This window comes from Methylobacterium sp. CCH7-A2 (assembly GCF_001557075.1).
In the GTDB taxonomy this organism is placed as follows: Bacteria; Pseudomonadota; Alphaproteobacteria; order Rhizobiales; family Beijerinckiaceae; genus Allobosea; species Allobosea massiliensis.
Map to the genome: position 1 here is coordinate 41,721 of NZ_LSKN01000177.1, position 19,288 is coordinate 61,008.

Annotated in this window: 17 protein-coding genes; 5 read left to right on the forward strand and 12 right to left on the reverse strand. The window is 69.1% G+C overall.

The window, feature by feature from the left end; genetic code table 11:
• Positions 1–63: 63 nt before the first annotated feature.
• From AX750_RS13395 to AX750_RS27160, 8 genes are all read right to left on the reverse strand, one after another.
• On the reverse strand, positions 64–444 hold the full coding sequence (locus AX750_RS13395; protein ID WP_066723050.1) for a cadherin repeat domain-containing protein: 381 nt from the start codon (positions 442–444) through the stop codon (positions 64–66).
• Positions 445–799: 355 nt separating this feature from the next.
• Positions 800–2,116 carry an HlyD family type I secretion periplasmic adaptor subunit gene (locus AX750_RS13400; RefSeq protein WP_066723046.1) on the reverse strand — a complete coding sequence of 439 codons (1,317 nt, stop codon included), beginning with the start codon at positions 2,114–2,116 and terminating at the stop codon, positions 800–802.
• 1 nt (position 2,117) lies between these two features.
• Positions 2,118–3,839: a type I secretion system permease/ATPase gene (locus tag AX750_RS13405; protein WP_066723076.1), complete on the reverse strand. Its 1,722-nt coding sequence runs from the start codon at positions 3,837–3,839 to the stop codon at positions 2,118–2,120.
• A 281-nt stretch (positions 3,840–4,120) separates the two neighbouring features.
• Positions 4,121–5,476: a dihydroorotase gene (pyrC, locus tag AX750_RS13410; RefSeq protein WP_066723043.1), complete on the reverse strand. Its 1,356-nt coding sequence runs from the start codon at positions 5,474–5,476 to the stop codon at positions 4,121–4,123.
• 13 nt (positions 5,477–5,489) lie between these two features.
• Complete coding sequence (locus tag AX750_RS13415; protein ID WP_066723036.1) at positions 5,490–6,938, reverse strand: amidohydrolase family protein; 1,449 nt, start codon at positions 6,936–6,938, stop codon at positions 5,490–5,492.
• Positions 6,935–7,993: an ornithine cyclodeaminase family protein gene (locus tag AX750_RS13420; RefSeq protein WP_066723034.1), complete on the reverse strand. Its 1,059-nt coding sequence runs from the start codon at positions 7,991–7,993 to the stop codon at positions 6,935–6,937. The genes AX750_RS13415 and AX750_RS13420 overlap by 4 nt, the downstream gene beginning before the upstream one ends.
• Positions 7,994–8,003: 10 nt before the next feature.
• A complete protein-coding gene (locus tag AX750_RS13425; RefSeq protein WP_082735114.1) occupies positions 8,004–9,047 on the reverse strand; it encodes an ABC transporter substrate-binding protein in 1,044 nt (347 codons plus the stop codon).
• A gap of 217 nt (positions 9,048–9,264) precedes the next feature.
• Positions 9,265–10,971 (reverse strand): serine/threonine dehydratase, encoded by a 1,707-nt coding sequence (locus AX750_RS27160; RefSeq protein ID WP_348626281.1) that lies wholly within the window; start codon positions 10,969–10,971, stop codon positions 9,265–9,267.
• Between the two features lie 115 nt (positions 10,972–11,086).
• Between AX750_RS27160 and AX750_RS13435 the strand changes: the two genes are divergently transcribed.
• Entirely contained in the window at positions 11,087–11,962 is an 876-nt protein-coding gene (locus tag AX750_RS13435) for a CoA ester lyase (protein ID WP_066723032.1), read from the forward strand.
• A gap of 117 nt (positions 11,963–12,079) precedes the next feature.
• On the opposite strand, the gene ppa is transcribed toward AX750_RS13435, so the two are convergent.
• Entirely contained in the window at positions 12,080–12,625 is a 546-nt protein-coding gene (ppa, locus tag AX750_RS13440; protein WP_066723027.1) for an inorganic diphosphatase, read from the reverse strand.
• Positions 12,626–12,802: 177 nt separating this feature from the next.
• On the opposite strand from ppa, the gene AX750_RS13445 reads away from it, so the two are divergent.
• Positions 12,803–13,525, forward strand: a complete 723-nt coding sequence (locus AX750_RS13445) for a sulfur transferase domain-containing protein (RefSeq protein ID WP_066723025.1) — start codon at positions 12,803–12,805, stop codon at positions 13,523–13,525.
• A gap of 4 nt (positions 13,526–13,529) precedes the next feature.
• Here the strand turns inward: AX750_RS13445 and AX750_RS13450 are convergent, their stop codons facing one another.
• The 3 genes from AX750_RS13450 to AX750_RS13460 all read right to left on the reverse strand — a co-directional run bounded on the left by AX750_RS13450 (position 13,530) and on the right by AX750_RS13460 (position 16,017).
• A complete protein-coding gene (locus AX750_RS13450; protein ID WP_156446605.1) occupies positions 13,530–14,900 on the reverse strand; it encodes a hypothetical protein in 1,371 nt (456 codons plus the stop codon).
• Between the two features lie 213 nt (positions 14,901–15,113).
• Positions 15,114–15,659, reverse strand: a complete 546-nt coding sequence (hutX, locus tag AX750_RS13455) for a heme utilization cystosolic carrier protein HutX (RefSeq protein WP_066723022.1) — start codon at positions 15,657–15,659, stop codon at positions 15,114–15,116.
• Positions 15,660–15,669: 10 nt separating this feature from the next.
• Positions 15,670–16,017: an antibiotic biosynthesis monooxygenase gene (locus AX750_RS13460; protein WP_066723019.1), complete on the reverse strand. Its 348-nt coding sequence runs from the start codon at positions 16,015–16,017 to the stop codon at positions 15,670–15,672.
• Between the two features lie 267 nt (positions 16,018–16,284).
• On the opposite strand from AX750_RS13460, the gene AX750_RS13465 reads away from it, so the two are divergent.
• The 3 genes from AX750_RS13465 (at position 16,285) to AX750_RS13475 (ending at position 19,170) form a co-directional block, all read left to right on the forward strand.
• Complete coding sequence (locus AX750_RS13465) at positions 16,285–17,241, forward strand: ABC transporter substrate-binding protein (protein WP_082735112.1); 957 nt, start codon at positions 16,285–16,287, stop codon at positions 17,239–17,241.
• A 68-nt stretch (positions 17,242–17,309) separates the two neighbouring features.
• Positions 17,310–18,344, forward strand: coding sequence for an iron chelate uptake ABC transporter family permease subunit (locus AX750_RS13470; protein WP_245282396.1), 1,035 nt, complete (start codon positions 17,310–17,312; stop codon positions 18,342–18,344).
• Positions 18,337–19,170, forward strand: coding sequence for a heme ABC transporter ATP-binding protein (locus AX750_RS13475; RefSeq protein WP_066723016.1), 834 nt, complete (start codon positions 18,337–18,339; stop codon positions 19,168–19,170). Before AX750_RS13470 ends, AX750_RS13475 begins: the two co-directional genes overlap by 8 nt.
• The last annotated feature ends 118 nt before the right edge of the window (positions 19,171–19,288 follow it).

Genomic DNA, 19,288 nt, shown 5'->3' on the forward strand with positions numbered 1-19,288 from the left:
CGTCTCGTTGCCGTAATTGGCCCGGTCGCGGCCGAGGCCGCCGTCGAGGATGTCGGCGCCCGCCTAGCCGATCAGCGTGTCGTTGCCGGCGAGCCCCTGGATGATCTCGGCTGCGGCGGTTCCGGTCAGGGTATCGGCATTCCCCGTGCCCTCGATCGCGTCGCGGACGATGACCGTAAAGTCGGCGCTGACGAAAGCGCCGGAGAAGTCATAAGCCCGGATTGTCAGCGTCCAGCTCGGCTGCGCCTCGAAATCGATCGGGCCGGCGACGCGCAATTCATTGCCCACGATGGTGAAGGGCGTGCCCGCGCTGGTCAGTTCGTAGCGGGCGATGCCGTCGCCGGGATCGGTGTCCGTAGCGGAAAGGATACCGACAAGGCTGTTGAAGGGGCTGTTTTCGGTAACGGCGAGATTGGAGAGCGCAAGGCTGGTCGGCGCGGGCATGGCAGCTCCGAAAATAGCTTAAAAAATCGTTACCGCATCGGTAACATTACGCAGAGTTGTTGCTGCCGTAAAGCTGCGCTGCAAAAAAATAGGAGACAACAGCGCCGGCCAATACACCATAATATTTGCTAGATCAGCATAAGATGCTGCCGTCTTCGATCAAAAACTTGTTTCGTTTTGAACTGATTCCGCGCGGTGCAGGATTGTTGAGTTGCGCCTCTTTTTCGCCATGTTTCTGCGGCCTGCGCGGGATCGACCTTTATCGGATCGCCGCTGGGCGGTGGGACGGAGCCTGCAACCTGGAGTTACTTGAGCTGGTCCAGCCGAATGAGCCCTCCGCCCCCGCGCGGTGGCATCAGCGCTCGCGGAAGGCGCGGCCGGCCTGTTCGAGCAGCGGCCGCAGGAGATAGTCCAGCGCCGAACGGTCCTGGGTGCGCAGGAACGCCTGGATCGGCATGCCGGGAACAAGCTTGAAATCGCGCAACTGCCGGATCTCGCTCTCGGGCAGGGCAATGCGGGCGGTGAAATAGCTCAGCCCGGTCTGAGGCTCGCGGGTGAGGTCGGCGCCGATGCGCGTCAGGCGACCGCGCAGATCCGGTGTCGTGCGCTGGTTGCCGGCGAGAACGCGCACCACTGCCTCCTGCCCGGGAACGAGCTGGTCGATATCGGTCGGCAGGACACGGACGTCCGCGACGAGCGCTTCGTCATGCGGGACGATCGACATCAGCGTCTCGCCGGCGGCGACGACACCGCCGACGGTGAAGACGGTGAGCTGATGGACAAGGCCTGCGATCGGCGCGCGGATCTCGACGCGCGCGAGCTGGTCTTCGGCTGCGACGCGCCGCTCGCGCAATTCTGCAAGCTTGCCCTGGGTCTCGCGCAGATCGCCCAGAACCTGCGTCCGCATGTCCTGGTCCAGCTGGAGGATCTGCAGCTCGACCTCGGCGACCTTGCCGCGGACGCGCGCGCGTTCGGCCACGAGCTGGCCGCGTTCGCCGGAGACGCGGGTCTGATCGCGCTGCAACGCGGTGTAGCGCTGCATCGAAGTGAGGTTCTGTCGGAAGAGCTGCGCAACGCCGCGCAATTCCTCCGCGATCAGCTGCTCTTCCTTTTCCTTTGTGGCGATCTGGACCGAAAGACCCTGGGATTCCTCCGCGAACTGGGCCGCGCGCTCGCGCAGCTGGGCTTTCTGTCCCTCGCGGGAGCGGGTGCGGGCCTCGATCAGCCTGGCCTCGCCGGCCATCGCCCGCTCGACAGCCGGATCGGCCTGCCGCGCCAGGAGGTCGCCCGGGAAGGCGATGGCGGTCTGGCCATCGCGCTCGGCCAGAAGCCGCGCCTCGCGGGCGGCCAATTCGTCGATCTGGGAGCGGACGATGCCGAGATTGGCCCGGGTCAGCGTGTCGTCGAGGCGCAGCAGCACGTCTCCGGCCGCGACGGCCTGGCCTTCGGAGACATGGATCTGGCCGACGACGCCGCCGCTGGGATGCTGCACCCGCCGCAGATTGCCCTCGACGACCACCTGGCCCGCTGCGAGGACGGCGCCGGAGAGGTTGACCGCCCAGGCCCAGCCGCCGATGCCGAAGACGAAGAGGGCGACGCTGACGACTGCTACGCGGTTGAGGCGTGCGAGGCTGCCCTGGACCTCGGCAAGCTTCGGGGCGGAGAGGCTCATGTCAGGCGACCTCGCTGCGCCGTTCGACACCGCGGGCCTCGCCCGCGGCGGCGGGCGCCAGGATCTTCCGCAGGACCTCGTCGCGGGGGCCAAAGGCAAGCTGCGTGCCCTGGCCGAGATAAAGCACATGGTCGCAAACGGCCACGGCGGCGGGCCGATGCGCGATCGCCACGACGATCCCGCCGCGCTCCTTGACGCCGCGAATGGCTTCAGTGAGCGCGGCCTCGCCTTCCCGGTCGAGATTGGCGTTGGGCTCATCCAGCACGACGAAGAAGGGATCGCCGTAGAGCGCCCTTGCGAGGGCGATGCGCTGCCGCTGTCCGCCCGACAGGGCGACGCCGCCCTCGCCGATCACCGTGTCGTAGCCGCCGGGCAGGCGCAGGACCATGTCATGCGCGCCGGCCGCCTTTGCCGCGGCGACGACGGCGGCGGCATCGGGCTCGACCGCCATGCGTGCAATGTTGTCGGCGACCGTGCCGTCGAAAAGGCTGACCTCCTGCGGCAGATACCCGATGTGGCGGGCGATCGCGACAGGGTCCCAGTGGTCGATCAGCGCGCCGTCGAGCCGGACCGCGCCGCGCGCTGCCGGCCAGGCGCCGACGAGCACCCGGGCGAGAGAACTCTTGCCCGCCGCGCTGGGGCCGATGATCCCGAGCGCGTCGCCGGCCTTCAGCCCGAAGGCGACCTGCTGCAGCAGCGCGCCCATGGCGCCGGGAGCCGCCACGATCAGGTTTTCGACGGTAAGCGAGCGCGTGGGCGCGGGGAGCTCAGTCGTTTCGCCCGGTATCTGCATGGCGCCGAAGAGCCGCTTCAAGCGTCCGACGGCCTGGCGCGCATTGGTGAAGCCGTTCCAGCTGCCGATCGCGGCTTCGACCGGCGCGAGCGCGCGGCCGATCATGATCGAGCAGGCGATCACCGCTCCGGCCGTCATATCGCCGATGACGACGAGATAGGCGCCGAGACCCAATACCAGCGACTGGATCAGCATGCGCAGCGTCCGCGAGGCGCTGGCGAAGCCGCCGATCACGTCGCTGGTGCGCTGCATGGCGTCGAGGTAACGCCGGTTGATCCGCAGCCAGCGCTCGCGCAGCGCCGTCGTCATGCCGAGCGCCTTGATCGTCGCCGCGTTGGCGCGGGCCGCCTCGATCAGCGAGTGGCGCAGCGCGGTCTCGCGCAACGTCTCACGCTGGCCGTCACGTCCGCTGAGTTCCGTCAGCACCGTCAGGCCGATCAGCAGCAGGGCGCTCAGAATCGCCGCCGCTCCGATCCAGGGATGGATGAGGAAACAAGCGCCGACGAAGACGAGGATCCAGGGCATGTCGAAGATCGCGGCGGGGCCGGGACCTGAGAGGAAGGCCCTGATCATGTCGAGATCGCGCAGGGGCTGCCCGCTCTCGCCGGGCGGCCGGTTCTGCCGTGCCAGCAGGACGACGGCGCTATGGATGGGGCCGGCCAGCCGCTCGTCCAGCAGCCGCCCGATGCGGATCACGATCCGGTTGCGGACCGCATCGAGGAAACCCTGGAAGGCGAAGGCGGCGAGCAGCATCAGCGTCAGCCCGACCAGCGTCGGCACGCTGCGTCCCGGGATCACGCGGTCGTAGACCTGCAGCATGTAGATCGGGCCGGCGAACATCAGCAGGTTTGTCGCGCAGCTCACCAGCGCTACGGACCAGAAGGCGCGGCGGCACTCGGCCAGAGCGGTCGTCAGGACATCGGGCTTCATCGAGGCTCGCAGCCTCGCGCCCAGGGCCTGCCAAAGCAGGATGCGCCGCAACCCGATCGTTTACGCAATGCAGCAGCCCATCCGAGGCCCGAGAACGGCAAAAGCTTGGGCTCGCATCATCTAACCGAGAGGAAGTTCAGGGCAAGGGCAATCTTCGCCTGTGGGTTTACTGTCTTGAGTCAAGGTCAACCCGGCCGCAGAAGCTGCCGGCGAGACGCTGTCTTTGATCACTTTCGGTTTGCTGGCGCATCGGTTCACCGCATTCCGAAGGTGGGCCCGATTCAGGGCGGCTGGAGGGAGCGTCCCGTGCCGGGCGGGGCGATGACCTCCCCGTCCTGCGCCACGCAGGTCCCGCGCAGGAAGGTCATCGCGGCGCGGCCTTCGGTTTCGCGGCCCTCGAAGGGCGTGACCTTGCCCTTGGACTGGAAGGTCGCGCCGCGGATCGTCTCGCGGTGGTCGAGATCGAGTAGGACGAGGTCGGCATCCGTGCCCACCAGCAGCGCGCCCTTGCGGGGCCAGAGGCCGAAGGCGCGCGCCGGGGCCTCGCAGGCGAGGCGGACATAGTGCTGCAGCGTCAGCCGGCCGGCAGCCACCTCCGTCAGCATCAGGCGCATCGAGGTCTCGACACCCGGGAAGCCCGGCGAGGTCTCCCAGATCGAGGCGCGGTGCTTTTCCTCGACCGGATGCGGGGCATGGTCGGTCGAGATCATGTCGATCGTGCCGTCGAGCAGGGCGGCCCAGAGGGCCTCGGCATGGCCGGCCTCGCGGACTGGCGGCTTGACCCGCAGCGCATTGCCGCCGGCCCGCTCGGCGTCGTCCATGCTCAGCAGCAGGTAGTGCGGGCAGGTCTCGGCGGTGATGGCGACGCCGCGCCGCTTGGCCGCCGCGATCACCGGCAAGGCGTGGCGGCAGTTCTCATGGGCGATATGGATCTTGCAGCCCGTCCATTCCGCAAACAGCGCGATGCGCTGCACGGCCTCGACGGTGGCGATGTCGGCATGCTGGGCGAGATGGGCGGCGAGGTCATCGCGACCGGCTGCCTTCATCTGCGCGCCGCGCCAGTTCAGGATCGGCGTGTTCTCGGCATGGACGGTGCAGCGCAGCCCGGTCTCGCGGATCAGCGCCAGCGCATCGAGGACGGCGCCGTCGTTCGGGCAGGGGACGAGCGGGTTGTCGCTGCCCAAGAAGAGCTTGAAGGCGCTGGCGCCGGCCTCCGCCATGGGCTGCAGATCGGCGAGATTGGCCTCGCCGACATAGCCATAGACGCCGAAATCGACATGGGCCTGGGGGCCCGCGATGGCGATCTTCTCGCGCACCGCGGCGGCATTGGCCGTCGGCGGGTCGGTGTTGGGCATGTCGAAGATCGTGGTGACGCCGCCGACCGCCGCGGCGGCGGTGGCCGTCGCCCAGGTCTCCTTGTGCGAGAAACCGGGCTCGCGGACATGGGTATGGACGTCGAGCGCGCCGGGGATGAGCGGGCGCCCGCCGGCCTCGATTACCCGGCGCGCGGAGGGCATCGCCTCGCTGCGGCCGATCGCGACGATGCGGCCATCGTCCACCGCGACGGCGCCATGGCGGCTGGCCTCGGGGGTGACGAGCAGCGCATCGCGGATGACGAGATCGACGGTCGCGCTCATGGGGCTGCCTTGCTCATGGGACGGCTCTGGCGATCGCGTCGGCCGCGGCGAAGAGATCGGCGTTGCGCCGGCGCAGGCTCGCCTCCATCGCCTCGATCTCGCCGAGGACGGCCGGTGCGTCGAAGGTCGTGATGCGGCCCTGGTCGAGCACGATGCGCCCGTCGACGATCGCGGTCGTCACCGCCGCGCCGGTTTCGGCAAAGACGAGCTGCGAGGCGGCGTCGTTGAGCGGGCGCCACCAGGGCGCGTCGAGCCGGTAGAGCACGATGTCGGCGAGTTGCCCGGGCGCAATTTCGCCGAGCCGGCCGGCGAGGCGCAGCGCGCGGGCGCCTTCCACCGTCGCCATGCGCAGCGCGTCGCGGGCGGTGACCCATCGGCGCCGGTCCGGCAGGTCCGAGCGGTGCAGCAGCGCGGCGGCGCGCATCGCCTCCTGCATGACGAGGTTGTCATTGGCGCCCGAGCCGTCGGTGCCGAGCGCGATCGGCACGCCCGCCGCCAGCATTTCCGGCGTCCGCATCCGCCCCGTGCCGATGCGGGCATTGCTCTCGGGATTGTGGACGGCGATGGCCTGGCGCTGCGCCATCAGGGCGATGTCGGTCTCATCGAGCCAGATTGCATGGGCGCAGGACCAGCGGTCGGAGAGGATGCCGAGGCGCTCGAGATGGGCGAGCGTGCTCTCGCCATAGCGCTCCCGCGCGATCCGCGCCTGGGCCTTCGTCTCCAGCAGATGGGTGTGGATGGGCAGGTCGTGTCTCTCTGCCAGCTCGGCGCAGAAGAGCAGCGCCTCGTCGCTGCAGCGATCCGGGTTGGAGGGGGCGGGGCAGAGCCCGATGCGGCCGGCACGGCCATGCCAGCGGGTGACGAGATCGGGCATCTGCTCGCGCAGCTCGGCGAGCGGATGCGGCGCCAGCAGACCGGAGCCGCTGACCAAAGTCGTCACCGAGGCCGGCACCTCGATGCCGGCGGGGATGATGTCGGAGAAGACCCCGTCGAAGAAGCGCATCGCCAGCGTCGTGCGCAGGCCGGTCTCCTCCCAGGCCGCGAGCACGGCGTCCATGTCCGCCGTGCTGAAGCGCTGTCCGGGGAAATGGTCGATCAGCGCGGTCGTGCCGGTCGTCAGCATCTGCGCGGCGCAGAGCAGCACGGCGAGGCGGATCTCGTCGGGCGTGCGGCGCGAGGTGTGGGCCTGCGTGAGCCACATGAAGGCGGGGTGGCTGAGCCCATCGGCGAAGCCCGACATCGTGCCCGACTGCGAATGCATATGCGCGTTGATCAGGCCGGGCGCCGCGAGCAGGCCGCGACCGTCGATCTCGCGCGTGACGCTGCCGGGCGGTTGCGGCGGCACCTCGCCGACGGCGACGATGGTGTTGCCGCGGATCAGGATGTCGCCCGAGGGCGTGTCCTGCGCGGCCGCGCCGGCCAGGATGCGCGCGCCGCGGATCAGGAGCGTTGTGCCCGTCATGGCGCCCCCTGCAAATCGACCGGCGTGCCCAGGCCGCGGGCCAAGGCCTTCGTCACCAGAGCGTCTGCCAGCAGCACGTCCTGCAGCGGCAGGCCCATCGACTTGAACACAGTGACGTCGGCGCCGGGGCTGAACGGCAGCGCGCGCCCCGGCAGCGCGCCGATCTCGCCGCGGAGGCGGGCGGGGTCGAGCGCGCCCGAGGCCTGCGCCCGGACGAGATCGCCCGCCTTGGCGAAGGCGTCCTTGCGAGCGTCGAGATAGATGTCGGCCCGGCGGATCAGGTCATCGTCGGCCTCGCGGGCGCCAGGCCGGTTGGCGCCGCCGAGCACGATGCAGGCGCCGGGGCGGGCGGCCTTGCCGGGGAAGACGGGCTCCTCCGAGGTCGTGACGGTGACGACGATCTCGCTTGCGGCGACGGCTTCGGCCGGTGTGGCCGTCGTCACCAGTTTGATCCCGGCCAATGCGGGCTCTCGCGCCAGCGCGGCGGCCAAGTCACGAACCCGCTCTGGCGAACGGCCGACCAGATAGAGACGAGTCAGCGAGGGCCGCGCGATTGTTAGATAGAGCGCCGTGAGCGGGGCGCTGCGCCCCGCGCCGAAGAGGGTCGCTGTGCCGGCATCGGGAGCGGCGAGCCGGTCGAGGCCGGCGGCAAAACCCGCCGCGGTGCGATGCTCGTTGAACAGGCCGGCTGAGATCAGCGCCCGCGGCTCTGCCCGGCTCCAGTCCCACAGCGTGAGCAGGCTCGTCCAGCGGCGGGGAGCGTCGGGCCCGTCGGGATAGGCGTGGACATTGCTCTTGATCGTCAGCGTTGCCGGCCCGGCGCTGCCGGTGAGCAGCAGGCAGCCGCGCCGGGGATCGTCCGCCCTCAGGTCGCCACGCAGCGCATGGCCCTCACCCGCCGCCGTGAGCCGGAAGGCTTCGGCCGCCAGCGCGACCGCTTCCGCAGGGTCGACGAGGGCGCGGATATCGGCCTCGCTCAGCACGATCATGTCGGGCTCGCCGGTTCGCTGGCTGGCGGGGTGCGTGACAAGCCGGGCGCGCTCGGCGCCCGGCATCGGCCGTCGCTCAGCTCTTAGGCGCCGGCATTTTGCGCTCGGCCAGGGGCGGCAGGAAGGAGCGGTTGAAGACCTCCTCGACCTTCGGCGTGCTCTTGAGATCGAAGGCCTCGCCGATCTGAGCGATCGCCTTGGTCATGCGCTCGTCCGAGACATCGCCGGCGCCGAGCTTCTCGGTCTCGGGGGTCAGCATATGGGCCTTGTAGGTGAACTCGATGCGCTTGGCTTCGATCTCGGCATTCACCGTGGGTTCGACGCGGTTCATCACCTTGCCGCCCTCGGCCGGGTTGGCGGCGAGTTCGAGCATCGCCTTGTTGATCGCCCGGACCAGCCCCGCGACGGCCTTCGGGTTTTCCTTGATCAGCTTCTGCGAGACCATCACGCCGTTCGAATAGGAGGCGATGCCGTGGTCGGAATACATGATGAACTTGTAGTCCTTGTCAGGATTCAGCTTCATCCCGATCAGGTTCATGTAAGAGGTCACGGTGAAGACGAAGCCGCCGTCGACCTGGCCCTGAACCATCATCATCTCCTGGACGGAGGGGGTGATGTTGACGACCTCGACCTTGCTGGCGTCGATGCCGTTGAGCTTGGCGAAGATCGGGAACAGCCGGTGCGTCGCGGAGCCGGCGGGCGAAGTCAGCTTGCGGCCTTCGAGGTCCTTCAGCGTCTTGATCGGCCCATCCGCCTTGTGGATGATCGCGAAGGGCGCTTTGTTGTAGATCATGTAGACCATCACCGGCTGCTCGCCCGGCTTGTTCACGGCCTGCTGGATGATCGCGTTCATGTCGCCGAAGCCGGCGTCATAGGCGCCGCCCATGATGCGCGTCACGGTCGCGGCCGAGCCGTCGCCCTGGTCGATCGTGACGTCGAGCCCCTCGGCGGCGAAATAGCCCTTTTCCTTGGCGTAGAAGTACCAGGAGTGGACGCCCTGGTACTTCCAGTCGAGCGTGAAGCGGATCTTGGTGGGTGCCTGCGCGAAAACGGGGGAGGCGAAGCCGAGCGAGGCGCCGAGGGCGGCGGCGATAGCGGATTTCAGGAACTGGCGGCGCATGGCGGCTCCTTCGCGAGAGGGGGCGGATCGATCGCGTGCGGGGGCTCTGTTTGCGAAGCGGGCGGCGGCGTCTCCGCAGCCGCATCTTCGGTGGAACAGGAGCTGTCCGCTCAGGGGATCACGCTAGGGCGGGCGCAGCGGTGACGTCTTGTGCTGAGTTCTTGCCGCAGCGCTGCAAAAAATGCAGCGCTGCGGCTGAGAGCGCGGAGGCGGCGGATCAGCCCGCCAGCGCGGCGAGCCTGCCGAGATCGACATTCGCGCCGCAGACTAGGACGCCGAGCCGCTCGCCCGGCTTGGGCCGGTAGGCTCCGCAGAGCAGGGCGCCGAGCGCCGCGGCGCCGCCGGGCTCGACCGCCAGCCGGAAATCGCGCCAAAGGGTCACCTGCGCACCGGTGATGGCCTCGTCGGGGACCAGCACGACATGATCCACCGCATCCTTGCAGACAGCGTGGACGAGCGGGCCGACATTGCGGGCGCCGAGCGAGTCGGCGGCGACCGAGGCGACCTCGACCTGCACCGGCCCGCCGGCTTCGAGCGCGGCCTGGAGCGCGCGCGAGCCCGCCGGCTCGACGCCGACGACCTTGACCTTCGAGCCTGCGAACCAGGCAGCGATGCCGGAGATCAGCCCGCCGCCGCCGACCGCGACGAGGACGGTGTCGAGGTCCGGCTCTTGTCCCTGCCATTCGCGGCCGAGCGTGCCCTGGCCGGCGATGGTCTCCTTCGCCGCGAAGGGGTGGATCTTGAGGGCGCCGCTTTCGGCGACGAAGCGGTCGCAGGCGGCCTGTGCGTCGTCATATTGCGCGCCACCGATCACGACCTCGGCGCCGAAGCGGCGGATCGCCTCGATCTTCGGCGGCGGCGAGATCTCGGGGACGAAGATCGTCGCCTTCACACCACGGGCGCGGGCCGCATAGGCGACTGCCGCGCCATGATTGCCGCCGGAAGCCGCAGCGACGCCGGCGACCGGCACGTCCAGCGAGAGCAGGTTGTTGAAGGCGCCGCGCGTCTTGAAGGAGCCGGCATGCTGCAGGCATTCGAGCTTCAGCGAGATGTCGGCTTCAGAGCCGAAAGCACCTGTGCCCAGCCGCATCACGGGGGTGACGCGGGCGTGGCCGGCGATGCGCTGCGCGGCCGCCTCGATCATCGGGCGCGGGACGGGGTTCTCGGTCATGGCGGTGTCCTGTGGCGGCGAGCGATCGGGCCGGTAGCTCCAGATCGCGACGGGTATGCCGTGGCTATCGCGTCCCGGCGGGTCGGGGAAGGGCCGTCCGCGCCCGGCTGCGATGTGCCGGGCGACGACCAGGGCGGCGAGCGCGTCGAGCATGTCGTCGGCGCCGGCGCCTCTCGGCGGGCGGGCATGGACGGTTTCGGGCGGGATGCCTTCCACCACAAGAAGGGCGCGCCGCTCGGCCATGCCGGCCTCGTTGATGCGACCCTTGATCTTCTTGGGGTGTGCGAGGGGGCCGCCGCGCATAGTGGCGAAGGCGAGCTCGGGGTGGACCTCGCGGATGTGCTCGCGCAGGCCCGTCTCGGCCCGCAAAAGGGTGTCGATCTCGCGGATGCGCGGGAAGAGGTGGAAGCCCTGCTTCGACACCTTGCGGGGCGGCTGCGAGGTGGCCAGCGCCTGCCGGCAGGCCTCGCCGTAGTCGGCGGCTTCCACGGCCGCCCGCGACGGGATCGAGAAGACGGAGGACTGGCGCTGGCCGAGCCAGGGCCGCACCAGCTGTTCGGGGCCGCGACCCGACCCCTCGATCCGGTCGGGCAGGCCGATCGGCATATCGACCGCGATCAGTGCGGGATCAAATGCCAGCAGGGTGCGGAAGTCCGGCTCCACGCGCAGCAGGGGTGGGCCGCCTTTCGCCGTGTCGAGGCAGGCCGCGATCCAGCCGCCCTTGCACCCGTCGACGCCCGCGATCCAGCCCATCGTCCCGCCTTCCTCATGCGACCTTCGCAGAACTGACCTTGCCGGCGCTTCGCGTCTAGTGTGCGGTGCAGCGACGATTGGCCGGAGGCAGGACCTCCGGAGCCGGGAGACAGCCATGACGACCATCCGCCCCCGCCGCAGCGTGCTCTACATGCCGGGTTCGAACGCCCGTGCGCTGGAAAAGGCCCGCGAGATCGCCGCCGATGTCCTGATCCTGGACCTGGAGGACGCGGTCGCGCCCGAGGCCAAGGCAGCCGCCCGCGAACAGGTCTGCGCTGCCGTCAAAGCCGGAGGCTATGGCCGGCGCGAGCTCGTGATCCGGACCAATGGCGTCGATACGGCGTGGTTCGGGGACGATCTCGGCGCTGCGGTCGAAGCGAAGCCGGATGCGATCCTGATCCCCAAGGTGTCGGCCCCGGAGACGCTCGACCAGATCGGCGCGCAGCTCGACAGCCTGAAGGCACAGCCGACGCTGCGGGTCTGGGCGATGATCGAGACGCCGCTCGCCATTCTTCAGGCCGAGGCGATCGCGCGGGCCGCACGCAATCCGCACAGCCGCCTGAGCTGTTTCGTGATGGGGACGAACGACCTCGCCAAGGAAACCCGCGCCCGCTTCGTGCCCGGCCGGGCGCCGATGCTGCCCTGGCTGACCAGCGCGATCCTGGCGGCGCGCGCGCATGGGCTCGACATCCTCGACGGGGTCTACAACGACCTCAAGAACGAGGAGGGTTTTCTGGCCGAATGCGAGCAGGGACGTGATCTCGGCTTCGACGGAAAGACCCTGATCCACCCGGCTCAGGTCGCAACGGCCAATGCCGTCTTCGCCCCCGACGAAGCCGAACTCGCCCAGGCGCAGGCGATCATCGCGGCCTTCGCGCTGCCCGAAAATCAGGGCAGGGGCGCAATCCAGCTCGGCGGGCGCATGGTCGAGCTGCTGCATGCCGAGATGGCCAAGCGTGTCGTCGCACTCAGCGAGGCGATCGCTGGTTGAGGCTGCGTCCGTCCTCGTTCGTCGAGAGGCTTCCGGCGGACATGCGAAAGGGCCGCGCCTGCGGCCCTTCCCTGATCCTTGCCGAGCCGCAGCGAAGGTCCGCGCGCGGAAGAGGCCCTACGCCTTCGCGGCCTTGGCAGCCTTGGCGCGCTCCATCGCCTCGACGATGAGCTGCTTGGCCCGGGCGGCGTCGCCCCAGCCGGTCAGCTTGACCCATTTGCCGGGCTCGAGATCCTTGTAGTGCTCGAAAAAGTGCTGGATCTGGTCGAGCGTGATCTTCGGCAGGTCGGTGTAGTTGTGGACGTTCTCGTAGCGCTTGGTCAGCTTGGGGACCGGCACGGCGATGATCTTCTCGTCGCCGCCGCCCTCGTCCTCCATCATCATCACGCCGATGGGGCGCACCGCGATGTAGGAGCCCGGAATCAGCGGGCGGGTGTTGGCGACGAGCACGTCGCAGGGGTCGCCATCCTCCGAGAGCGTGTGCGGGATGAAACCGTAATTCCCCGGATAGCGCATCGGCGTGTAGAGGAAGCGGTCGACGAAGAGCGTGCCGGCCTCCTTGTCCATCTCGTACTTGATCGGCTCGCCGCCGATGGCCACCTCGATGACCACATTGACTTCGTCGGGAGGGTTCTTGCCGATGGAGATGGCGTCGAGGCGCATGGAGTGGAGACCTGTCAGGATGGGAAACGCGTGCCTTATGAGGGTTCGCGCGGCAAACGCCAAGTCCGACCTTGGCCCAAGCGGACACAGCGTCCATTTGCCTGAGGGGCCTGCCGCTGCTATCGGGCGCTGCATGACACGCCCTTCGAGCCGTCGCCCGTCGCATTGGCTGCTTCCATGCTGAGCCGCCTGCGCCCCGACGAGGAGCGCTATGCGCGGCGCATGGCGCGGATCGCCCGCTGGGACCGCCCGATCGAGAGCCGTGGCCAGCGCTTCCAGGCCTGGGCCAACATGCTGCTGGTCGATCACGGTATCTTCCGGCTGGCCTATCTCAACGCGCATCGCGTCACGCCGCGGCTGTGGCGTGCGGCGCAGCCGGCGCCGGGGCAGATCGCCTGGTTCGCGCGTCAGGGCGTGAAGACCATCGTCAATCTGCGCGGCGGGCGCGAGCACGGCTCCTGGCCGCTGCAGCGCGAGGCCTGCGAGCGCCACGGCATCGTATTGGTCGATTTCGTGCTGCGTTCGCGCGGGGCGCCCGACCGCGAGACGATCCTCGGCGCGGGCGAGTTCTTCGCCTCGCTGACGGAGCCGGCGCTGGTGCATTGCAAGTCGGGCGCGGACCGGGCCGGGTTCTTCTCGGCGCTCTATCTGCTGATCCATGAGCGGCGCCCGCTGGCGGAGGCGACACGGCAATTGTCGCTGCGCTACGGCCATTTCCGTTTCGCCAAGACCGGCATTCTCGACGCCTTCTTCGACGCCTACCGCGTCGAGGGCGAGGCGAAGGGCATCGCCTTCCTCGACTGGGCCCGGGACATCTACGATCCCGAGCGGCTCGAGCGAAGCTTCCGCCCCGGTTTCCTGTCGTCGCTGCTGGCGGACCGGCTGATCCGCCGGGAGTAGCGGCTCAGGGCGCCGCGGCCCGCATGCCGGAGAAACCGCCGGCCGCGCTGTCCTGCGGGTCGTCCCGCGCGATCCAGACGAAGAGGACATGGGTGACCGCGCGGGCGACCGAAATGGCGCCGAGGGCATAGAGCAATTCGTGCGAAAGGGCGCCGAACCACAGGATCGCGGCGATGATCGCGATCAGGGCGATCCCATGCGAAGCGAGCTGCCAGGCGGTGTTCCGGGCCAGCGTCGTGATGTCGTGCACCGGGTTGAAGAGCGCGATACCGGCATAGAACAGCGACATGACCGCGACCACCTCGCCGATGCCGTCCCATTTGCTGCCGTCGAAGACGGAACCGAAGGTCAGCGCACCGAAGGCAATGGCCAGGAACAGACCGATCGCCGCTGCGGCGAGGGCCAGGGTCGCGCCGCGCATCCAGAAGCGCCGCCGCCGCCGGTCGCCACTGCGCAGGGTTCTCATGACCAGCGGGCCGGTGACCGTGCCGAACATCTGTGTCGGCATGTCGAGCAGGCGCATGGCCAGCGCAACCTGGGCCGCGAGCAAGGAATTGTCGGCGTAGGGCAGGGCCAGCAGGGGGGCGGCGGTAAAACCGAAAGAGAGCATTGCCGCGGGCAGGAGGATGCGCGGCGCGTCGTGCCAGTGCTGCAGGCCCCAGCTGAGGCCGCGTATCGACCACAGGCGGGGATGGACCAGATCGCGCAGGTTCGCGCGGCGGCGAATGAGGAGATACAGCGTCGCGACCCAATGCCCGACCGCATCGGCGGCGAAGAGAGCGAGCGCCTTGGGCCCGAAAACGCCGATCAGCAGCAGCATGGCAACGGGCTGCACGAAGGCCTGGACCAGGTTGCTGTTGCCGATGGCGCGGAAATCGCCCTCCGCCGTTGCTTCGCTCCAGAGCAGGCGTAGCGCCGTGCGGGCCGACAGCGACAGGAAGAACACCATTCCGATGAGCGGCGGCAGCCAGCCCAGTTGGACAATGACGATCAGGGCGAGGCCGGCGAGCGCGAGGAAGGCGACACCGCTCGTCAGGGCGAGGCGGAACGCCAGTGCGAGTTCGCGGCGGTTGCCGCTGCGGAAGAACACTGCCTCAAGGCGCAGCAGAGCGGGCAGAGAGACAAAGGTCGCGGCGGCAGAAAAGACCGCGAAGGCGGCGAAGACATGGGGCGGACAGAAATAGGCAGCGACCAGCAGGCCCCAGACCGAGATCAGCCGCGCCTGCACGAAGCGCAGGCCGAGCAGCAACGCGCTCGCGATCGACTGGCGCAGAACCGGGACCCGTCGCGCGACGAAACGCCGCCCCTGTGCCAGGGACAGTGTCGGACGGCGAGGCGGAAAGCTCGCCCGTTCGAGAGCGACATGCGCAACCATGTCCATCCCCACGGCTGGACCATCGGGGAGGCCATCGTCGCGCAAGTCACCCTCGCCGGCCGACGAGGGCGCGTCGGGGCTGGGCATCACGATGAGACGGCCTCAGGCAAACGAGGCTGCGCCAACAGGGTTAATGGCGGGTAAAGAGCGGACATCACGGACCTAAGCGGGGCTGTGCCCCGGGAGGGGGCACAGACCGCAGAAATCGGGCCGTCAGATGGCGGCTTCGTTGAATTTTGTTTTCAGCGCCTCGAAGCGGGCGAGCTGGTCCGGCAGCAAGGCGCGCTGCGCATCGCGACGGACGAACACCTTGAACATGACCTCGCCTGCGCCGTTGAAGAACTGGACGGAGCAGACGCGCCGGCTGGTGAGCTGGCGATCGACGACGTAGATCGCCGCGCAGTTGGACGCCTTGATGTGGCCGCCGATCGGACTGTCGCCATGGATGTTGTAATAGCCATGGCCGAAGGCGCCGACCGGCAGCGCGCCCTCGCATTCCAGCACGATGTCGGGCGTGTGGACGAGGAACATCACGGTCCCCCAGGTCGCGAGCTCCTGCCAGAGAGCCTCGAAGCACTCGGGCGCGATCAGCGTCCGGCCCTCGGGCGGCGTCAGCTCGAGCACGGCCCGGGTCGGCAAGCCGGTTTCCTTCGCCACCGACTCGACCATGGCGTCCGGCTTCTCGGCCAGCATGCGCCGGGCCCGGTCAAGGGCCTTTTCCGCCGGCGCCGCGGTCTCGATGGTGAGCCCGTCGGACATGCAGGCCTCCTCACTCGGCCGCCTGGAGGGGGCGATGCGGATTGGTCTCGCTCAGCACCGTCTCGAAACCCTCGAACTCCGGATGGCCGAGAAAGAGCGGCTGCTCCCGCTTCTCGCCGGCGTTGCGGTGGGAATCCCTGAACTGCTCCGACTTGGTCCAGGCGGTGAAGTCCGCCTTCGTCGCCCAGGTGGTGTGGGAAGAGTAGAGCGTATGGTCGTCCCGCTCCGGCCCCTTCAGCAGATGGAAGGCCACGAAGCCCTGCATCTCGTCGAGCCGGGTCTTGCGCGTCGCCCACACGGTCTCGAACGCCGATTCCTGGCCCTTGACGACCTTGAAGCGATTCATCGCGATGAACATCGGGACTGTCCTGTGCTGAGCCGGCCCGTGGGTCCGGTGGTGAGAATGCCGCGAGCGAGCCGATGGCACCGCGACATCCTGCCGGATCGGTACCCGTCGCCCGCTCTTGACCGCTTCTAGTAAAGCTGAATATCAACGTCAACAACGCCGAGACTAAAATCAGTTTTGAATAATTAAAAACTGACAGTTTACTTGGCTTCGTTCAGTCATGACGGCGGTCGCGCCCCGGTCATCCGGTCGGCGCTGCCTGCGATGGGAGATCGAGTGATGCGCTTCCCCACCCTGCTTTCGGATCGACCGGGCCGCCGGCCTGCGGGCCGGGAGCTGTCCGCGGCGATCGGGCTGAGCCTTCTGGCCGCTGCGAGCCTGTTGGGCGCGTTCGGCCTGCCGGGCACCGCCTTCGGCCAGGCGCCGCAGCGGATCGTGGCCGTGGGCGGCGTCGTCACCGAGGTGATGTATGCGCTCGGCCTGCAGGACCGTCTCGTCGGGGTCGATTCCACCAGCCAGTTCCCGGCGGGCGCCCTACGCGACAAGGCCAATGTCGGCTATGTCCGGGCGCTGTCCGCGGAGGGCGTGCTGTCGCTCAAGCCGTCGCTGGTGATGCTGATCGACGGCGCCGGCCCTCCCGGCGCGGTGTCGCTTCTGGCCGAGACCGGCGTCACCATCGCGCGCATCCCCGACGAGACCAGCCCGGAGGGCGTCGCTGCAAAGATCGAGGCGATCGGCGCCGCGGTGGGGGCGGCCGCGCCGGCCGCGCGCCTGGCGGCGCAGACGCGGGCCGGCTTCGCCGAGCTGGCGACCCTGCGCAGCGGTATCGCCAAGCCGCGCCGCGTGTTGTTCGTGCTCTCGGTCCAGAACGGCCGGGTGATGGTCGGTGGCCGCAACAGCTCGGCCGACGCGATCATCCGCCAGGCCGGTGCGGTCAACGTCGCGGACGGCATCGAGGGCTACAAGACGATGACCGACGAGGCGATCATGGCCGGCGCGCCCGACGTCGTGCTGATGATGAGCCACAACGTCAACCACGCCACCTCGCCGGACGCGCTCTTCGCCATGCCCGCTTTCGCGGAGACACCGGCCGCGCGCCAGAAGCGTCTGATCGCGATGGACGGGCTCTATCTGCTTGGTTTCGGTCCGCGTACGCCGGCTGCGGCACGTGACCTGATGGCGGCGATCTATCCGGAGGCGTCGATCCCGCCGCTCAAGACGGCGCAGGCGCAGTGACGCTGGCCTCGCCCTCTCTTCCGAGCCTGCCGGCCGGGCTGGCGAGCCTCATCGCGGGGCGGCGGCGGCTGGCGGTGATCGCCGCCCTGGGGCTCGGCTTCGGCTGCCTCGGCCTGACGCTGCTGGCGATCGGGCAGGGGGCGATTGCGATTCCGCCAGGGCGTGTGGCCGAGATCCTGTGGGCGCGGCTGACGGGAGACGCCGCGTTGCTCGAGGGGCGCGATGTTCTCGTGGTGATGAACATCCGGCTGCCGCGTGTGCTGCTCGGCCTGCTGGTCGGCGCGGGACTCGCGGTCTCCGGCGCGCTGATGCAGGGGCTGTTCCGCAATCCGCTGGCCGACCCAGGCCTCGTCGGCGTCTCGGCGGGCGCGGGGCTGGCGGCGGCGGCGACGATCGTGCTGGGAGACCGTTTCCTCACCGGGACGCTGATGAAGCTGCCCTTCGCAGTGCTGCCCTTCGGCGCCTTCTGCGGCGGGCTTCTGTCGACGCTCGCGCTCTATCTGATTGCCACGCGCGAGGGACGCACCTCCGTGGCGACGATGCTGCTCGCGGGCGTCGCGCTCGGCGCGCTCGCCGGGTCGCTGACGGGCCTTCTCGCCTTCATCTCGGACGACCGCCAGCTGCGCGACCTGACCTTCTGGTCGATGGGCAGCCTCGGCGGGGCGAGCTGGACCAAGCTCTCGGCCATCGCCCCAATCATCATTCCGCTGCTGCTCGCCATGCCGCTGCTGGCGCGCGGGCTGAACGGTCTGATGCTGGGCGAGGCGGAAGCCTATCATCTCGGTATCCCGGTCCAGCGCATCAAGGCGATGGCCATCCTGCTGGTGGCGCTCGCCGTCGGCGCGAGCGTGGCGGCGGCGGGGCTGATCGGCTTCGTCGGGATCGTCGTGCCGCATCTGGTGCGCCTCGCCGTGGGGCCGGATCATCGTCTCCTGCTGCCGCTGTCGGCGCTAGGCGGGGCGATCCTGCTGGTTGGCGCCGACATCGTCGCCCGGCTCGTGGTCGCCCCGGCCGAATTGCCGATCGGCATCGTCACGGCGGCGATCGGCGCGCCCTTCTTCCTGTGGCTGCTGCTGCGCCGCTCGGGGTCGCTCGATGGCTGAGACCGCAGCCAAAGAGAGCTTTATCGAGGCCCGCAGCCTGAGCTTCCGGGCCGGCGGGCGCGACCTCGTGCACGAGGCCTCGCTGGAACTGGCGCCCGGGACGACGACGATCCTGATCGGGCCCAACGGTGCCGGCAAATCGACGCTGCTCAAGCTGATGACGGGGGAAGCCAAGCCCTCCGGTGGCGAGGTCCGCATCGACGGGCAGGCGCTCGCCGCCATCCCCGCCTGGCGGCTGGCCTGCCAGCGGGCAGTCATGGCTCAGCATGCGCGGCTCGTCTTCCCATTCAGCGTCTACGAGGTCGCGAGCCTCGGCGTCGACGGCATCGGCCGGGCGATGACGCGTCTGCGGCGCGATGCGCTGGTCGGCGAGAGCCTCGCGGCCGCAGGCGTGCTGGATCTGGCCGGGCGGGCCTATCAGACCCTCTCCGGCGGCGAGCAGCAGCGCGTGCAGTTCGCCCGCGTGCTCTGCCAGATCGAGGCAGGGCGCAGCGTCGCGAGCCGGCAGGCGCTCTTCCTCGACGAGCCGATCGCCAGCCTCGATCTCTGCCACCAGCTCGCCTTGCTCGACATGGCGCGGGCCGTCGCATCACGCGGCGTCGCGGTGCTGATCGTGCTGCACGATCTCAACCTCGCCGTGACCTATGCGGACCATCTGGTGGTGATGGACCAGGGGCGGATCATCACGCAGGGCGCCCCCGCGAAGACGCTGGACGACGCGCTACTGCGGCAGGTGTTCAAGGTCGATCTCTCGCTGAGCCGGGCGCCCGTGCCGGGGTTGCCCTTCCTGCTACCGCAGCAGCATCGTGTCAGTCCCGCTGTCTGAAGCTGCCGCGGTTTAGCGGCGATTCATCCTGAATCCAGCCTTCACCATATCGTTCAACCGCCGATTCAGCGCTGCGGTCGCAGCCTTCCACCCGGATTTTCGGGAGGGAGCGAGCAAT

Bases quoted from the DNA above. Each gene is read 5' to 3' on its own strand.
- AX750_RS13395 (WP_066723050.1), bottom strand. From the start codon at position 444: ATGCCCGCGCCGACCAGCCTTGCGCTCTCCAATCTCGCCGTTACCGAA.
- AX750_RS13400 (WP_066723046.1), bottom strand. From the start codon at position 2,116: ATGAGCCTCTCCGCCCCGAAGCTTGCCGAGGTCCAGGGCAGCCTCGCA.
- AX750_RS13405 (WP_066723076.1), bottom strand. From the start codon at position 3,839: ATGAAGCCCGATGTCCTGACGACCGCTCTGGCCGAGTGCCGCCGCGCC.
- pyrC (WP_066723043.1), bottom strand. From the start codon at position 5,476: ATGAGCGCGACCGTCGATCTCGTCATCCGCGATGCGCTGCTCGTCACC.
- AX750_RS13415 (WP_066723036.1), bottom strand. From the start codon at position 6,938: ATGACGGGCACAACGCTCCTGATCCGCGGCGCGCGCATCCTGGCCGGC.
- AX750_RS13420 (WP_066723034.1), bottom strand. From the start codon at position 7,993: ATGCCGGGCGCCGAGCGCGCCCGGCTTGTCACGCACCCCGCCAGCCAG.
- AX750_RS13425 (WP_082735114.1), bottom strand. From the start codon at position 9,047: ATGCGCCGCCAGTTCCTGAAATCCGCTATCGCCGCCGCCCTCGGCGCC.
- AX750_RS27160 (WP_348626281.1), bottom strand. From the start codon at position 10,971: ATGGGCTGGATCGCGGGCGTCGACGGGTGCAAGGGCGGCTGGATCGCG.
- AX750_RS13435 (WP_066723032.1), top strand. From the start codon at position 11,087: ATGACGACCATCCGCCCCCGCCGCAGCGTGCTCTACATGCCGGGTTCG.
- ppa (WP_066723027.1), bottom strand. From the start codon at position 12,625: ATGCGCCTCGACGCCATCTCCATCGGCAAGAACCCTCCCGACGAAGTC.
- AX750_RS13445 (WP_066723025.1), top strand. From the start codon at position 12,803: ATGCTGAGCCGCCTGCGCCCCGACGAGGAGCGCTATGCGCGGCGCATG.
- AX750_RS13450 (WP_156446605.1), bottom strand. From the start codon at position 14,900: ATGGTTGCGCATGTCGCTCTCGAACGGGCGAGCTTTCCGCCTCGCCGT.
- hutX (WP_066723022.1), bottom strand. From the start codon at position 15,659: ATGTCCGACGGGCTCACCATCGAGACCGCGGCGCCGGCGGAAAAGGCC.
- AX750_RS13460 (WP_066723019.1), bottom strand. From the start codon at position 16,017: ATGTTCATCGCGATGAATCGCTTCAAGGTCGTCAAGGGCCAGGAATCG.
- AX750_RS13465 (WP_082735112.1), top strand. From the start codon at position 16,285: ATGCGCTTCCCCACCCTGCTTTCGGATCGACCGGGCCGCCGGCCTGCG.
- AX750_RS13475 (WP_066723016.1), top strand. From the start codon at position 18,337: ATGGCTGAGACCGCAGCCAAAGAGAGCTTTATCGAGGCCCGCAGCCTG.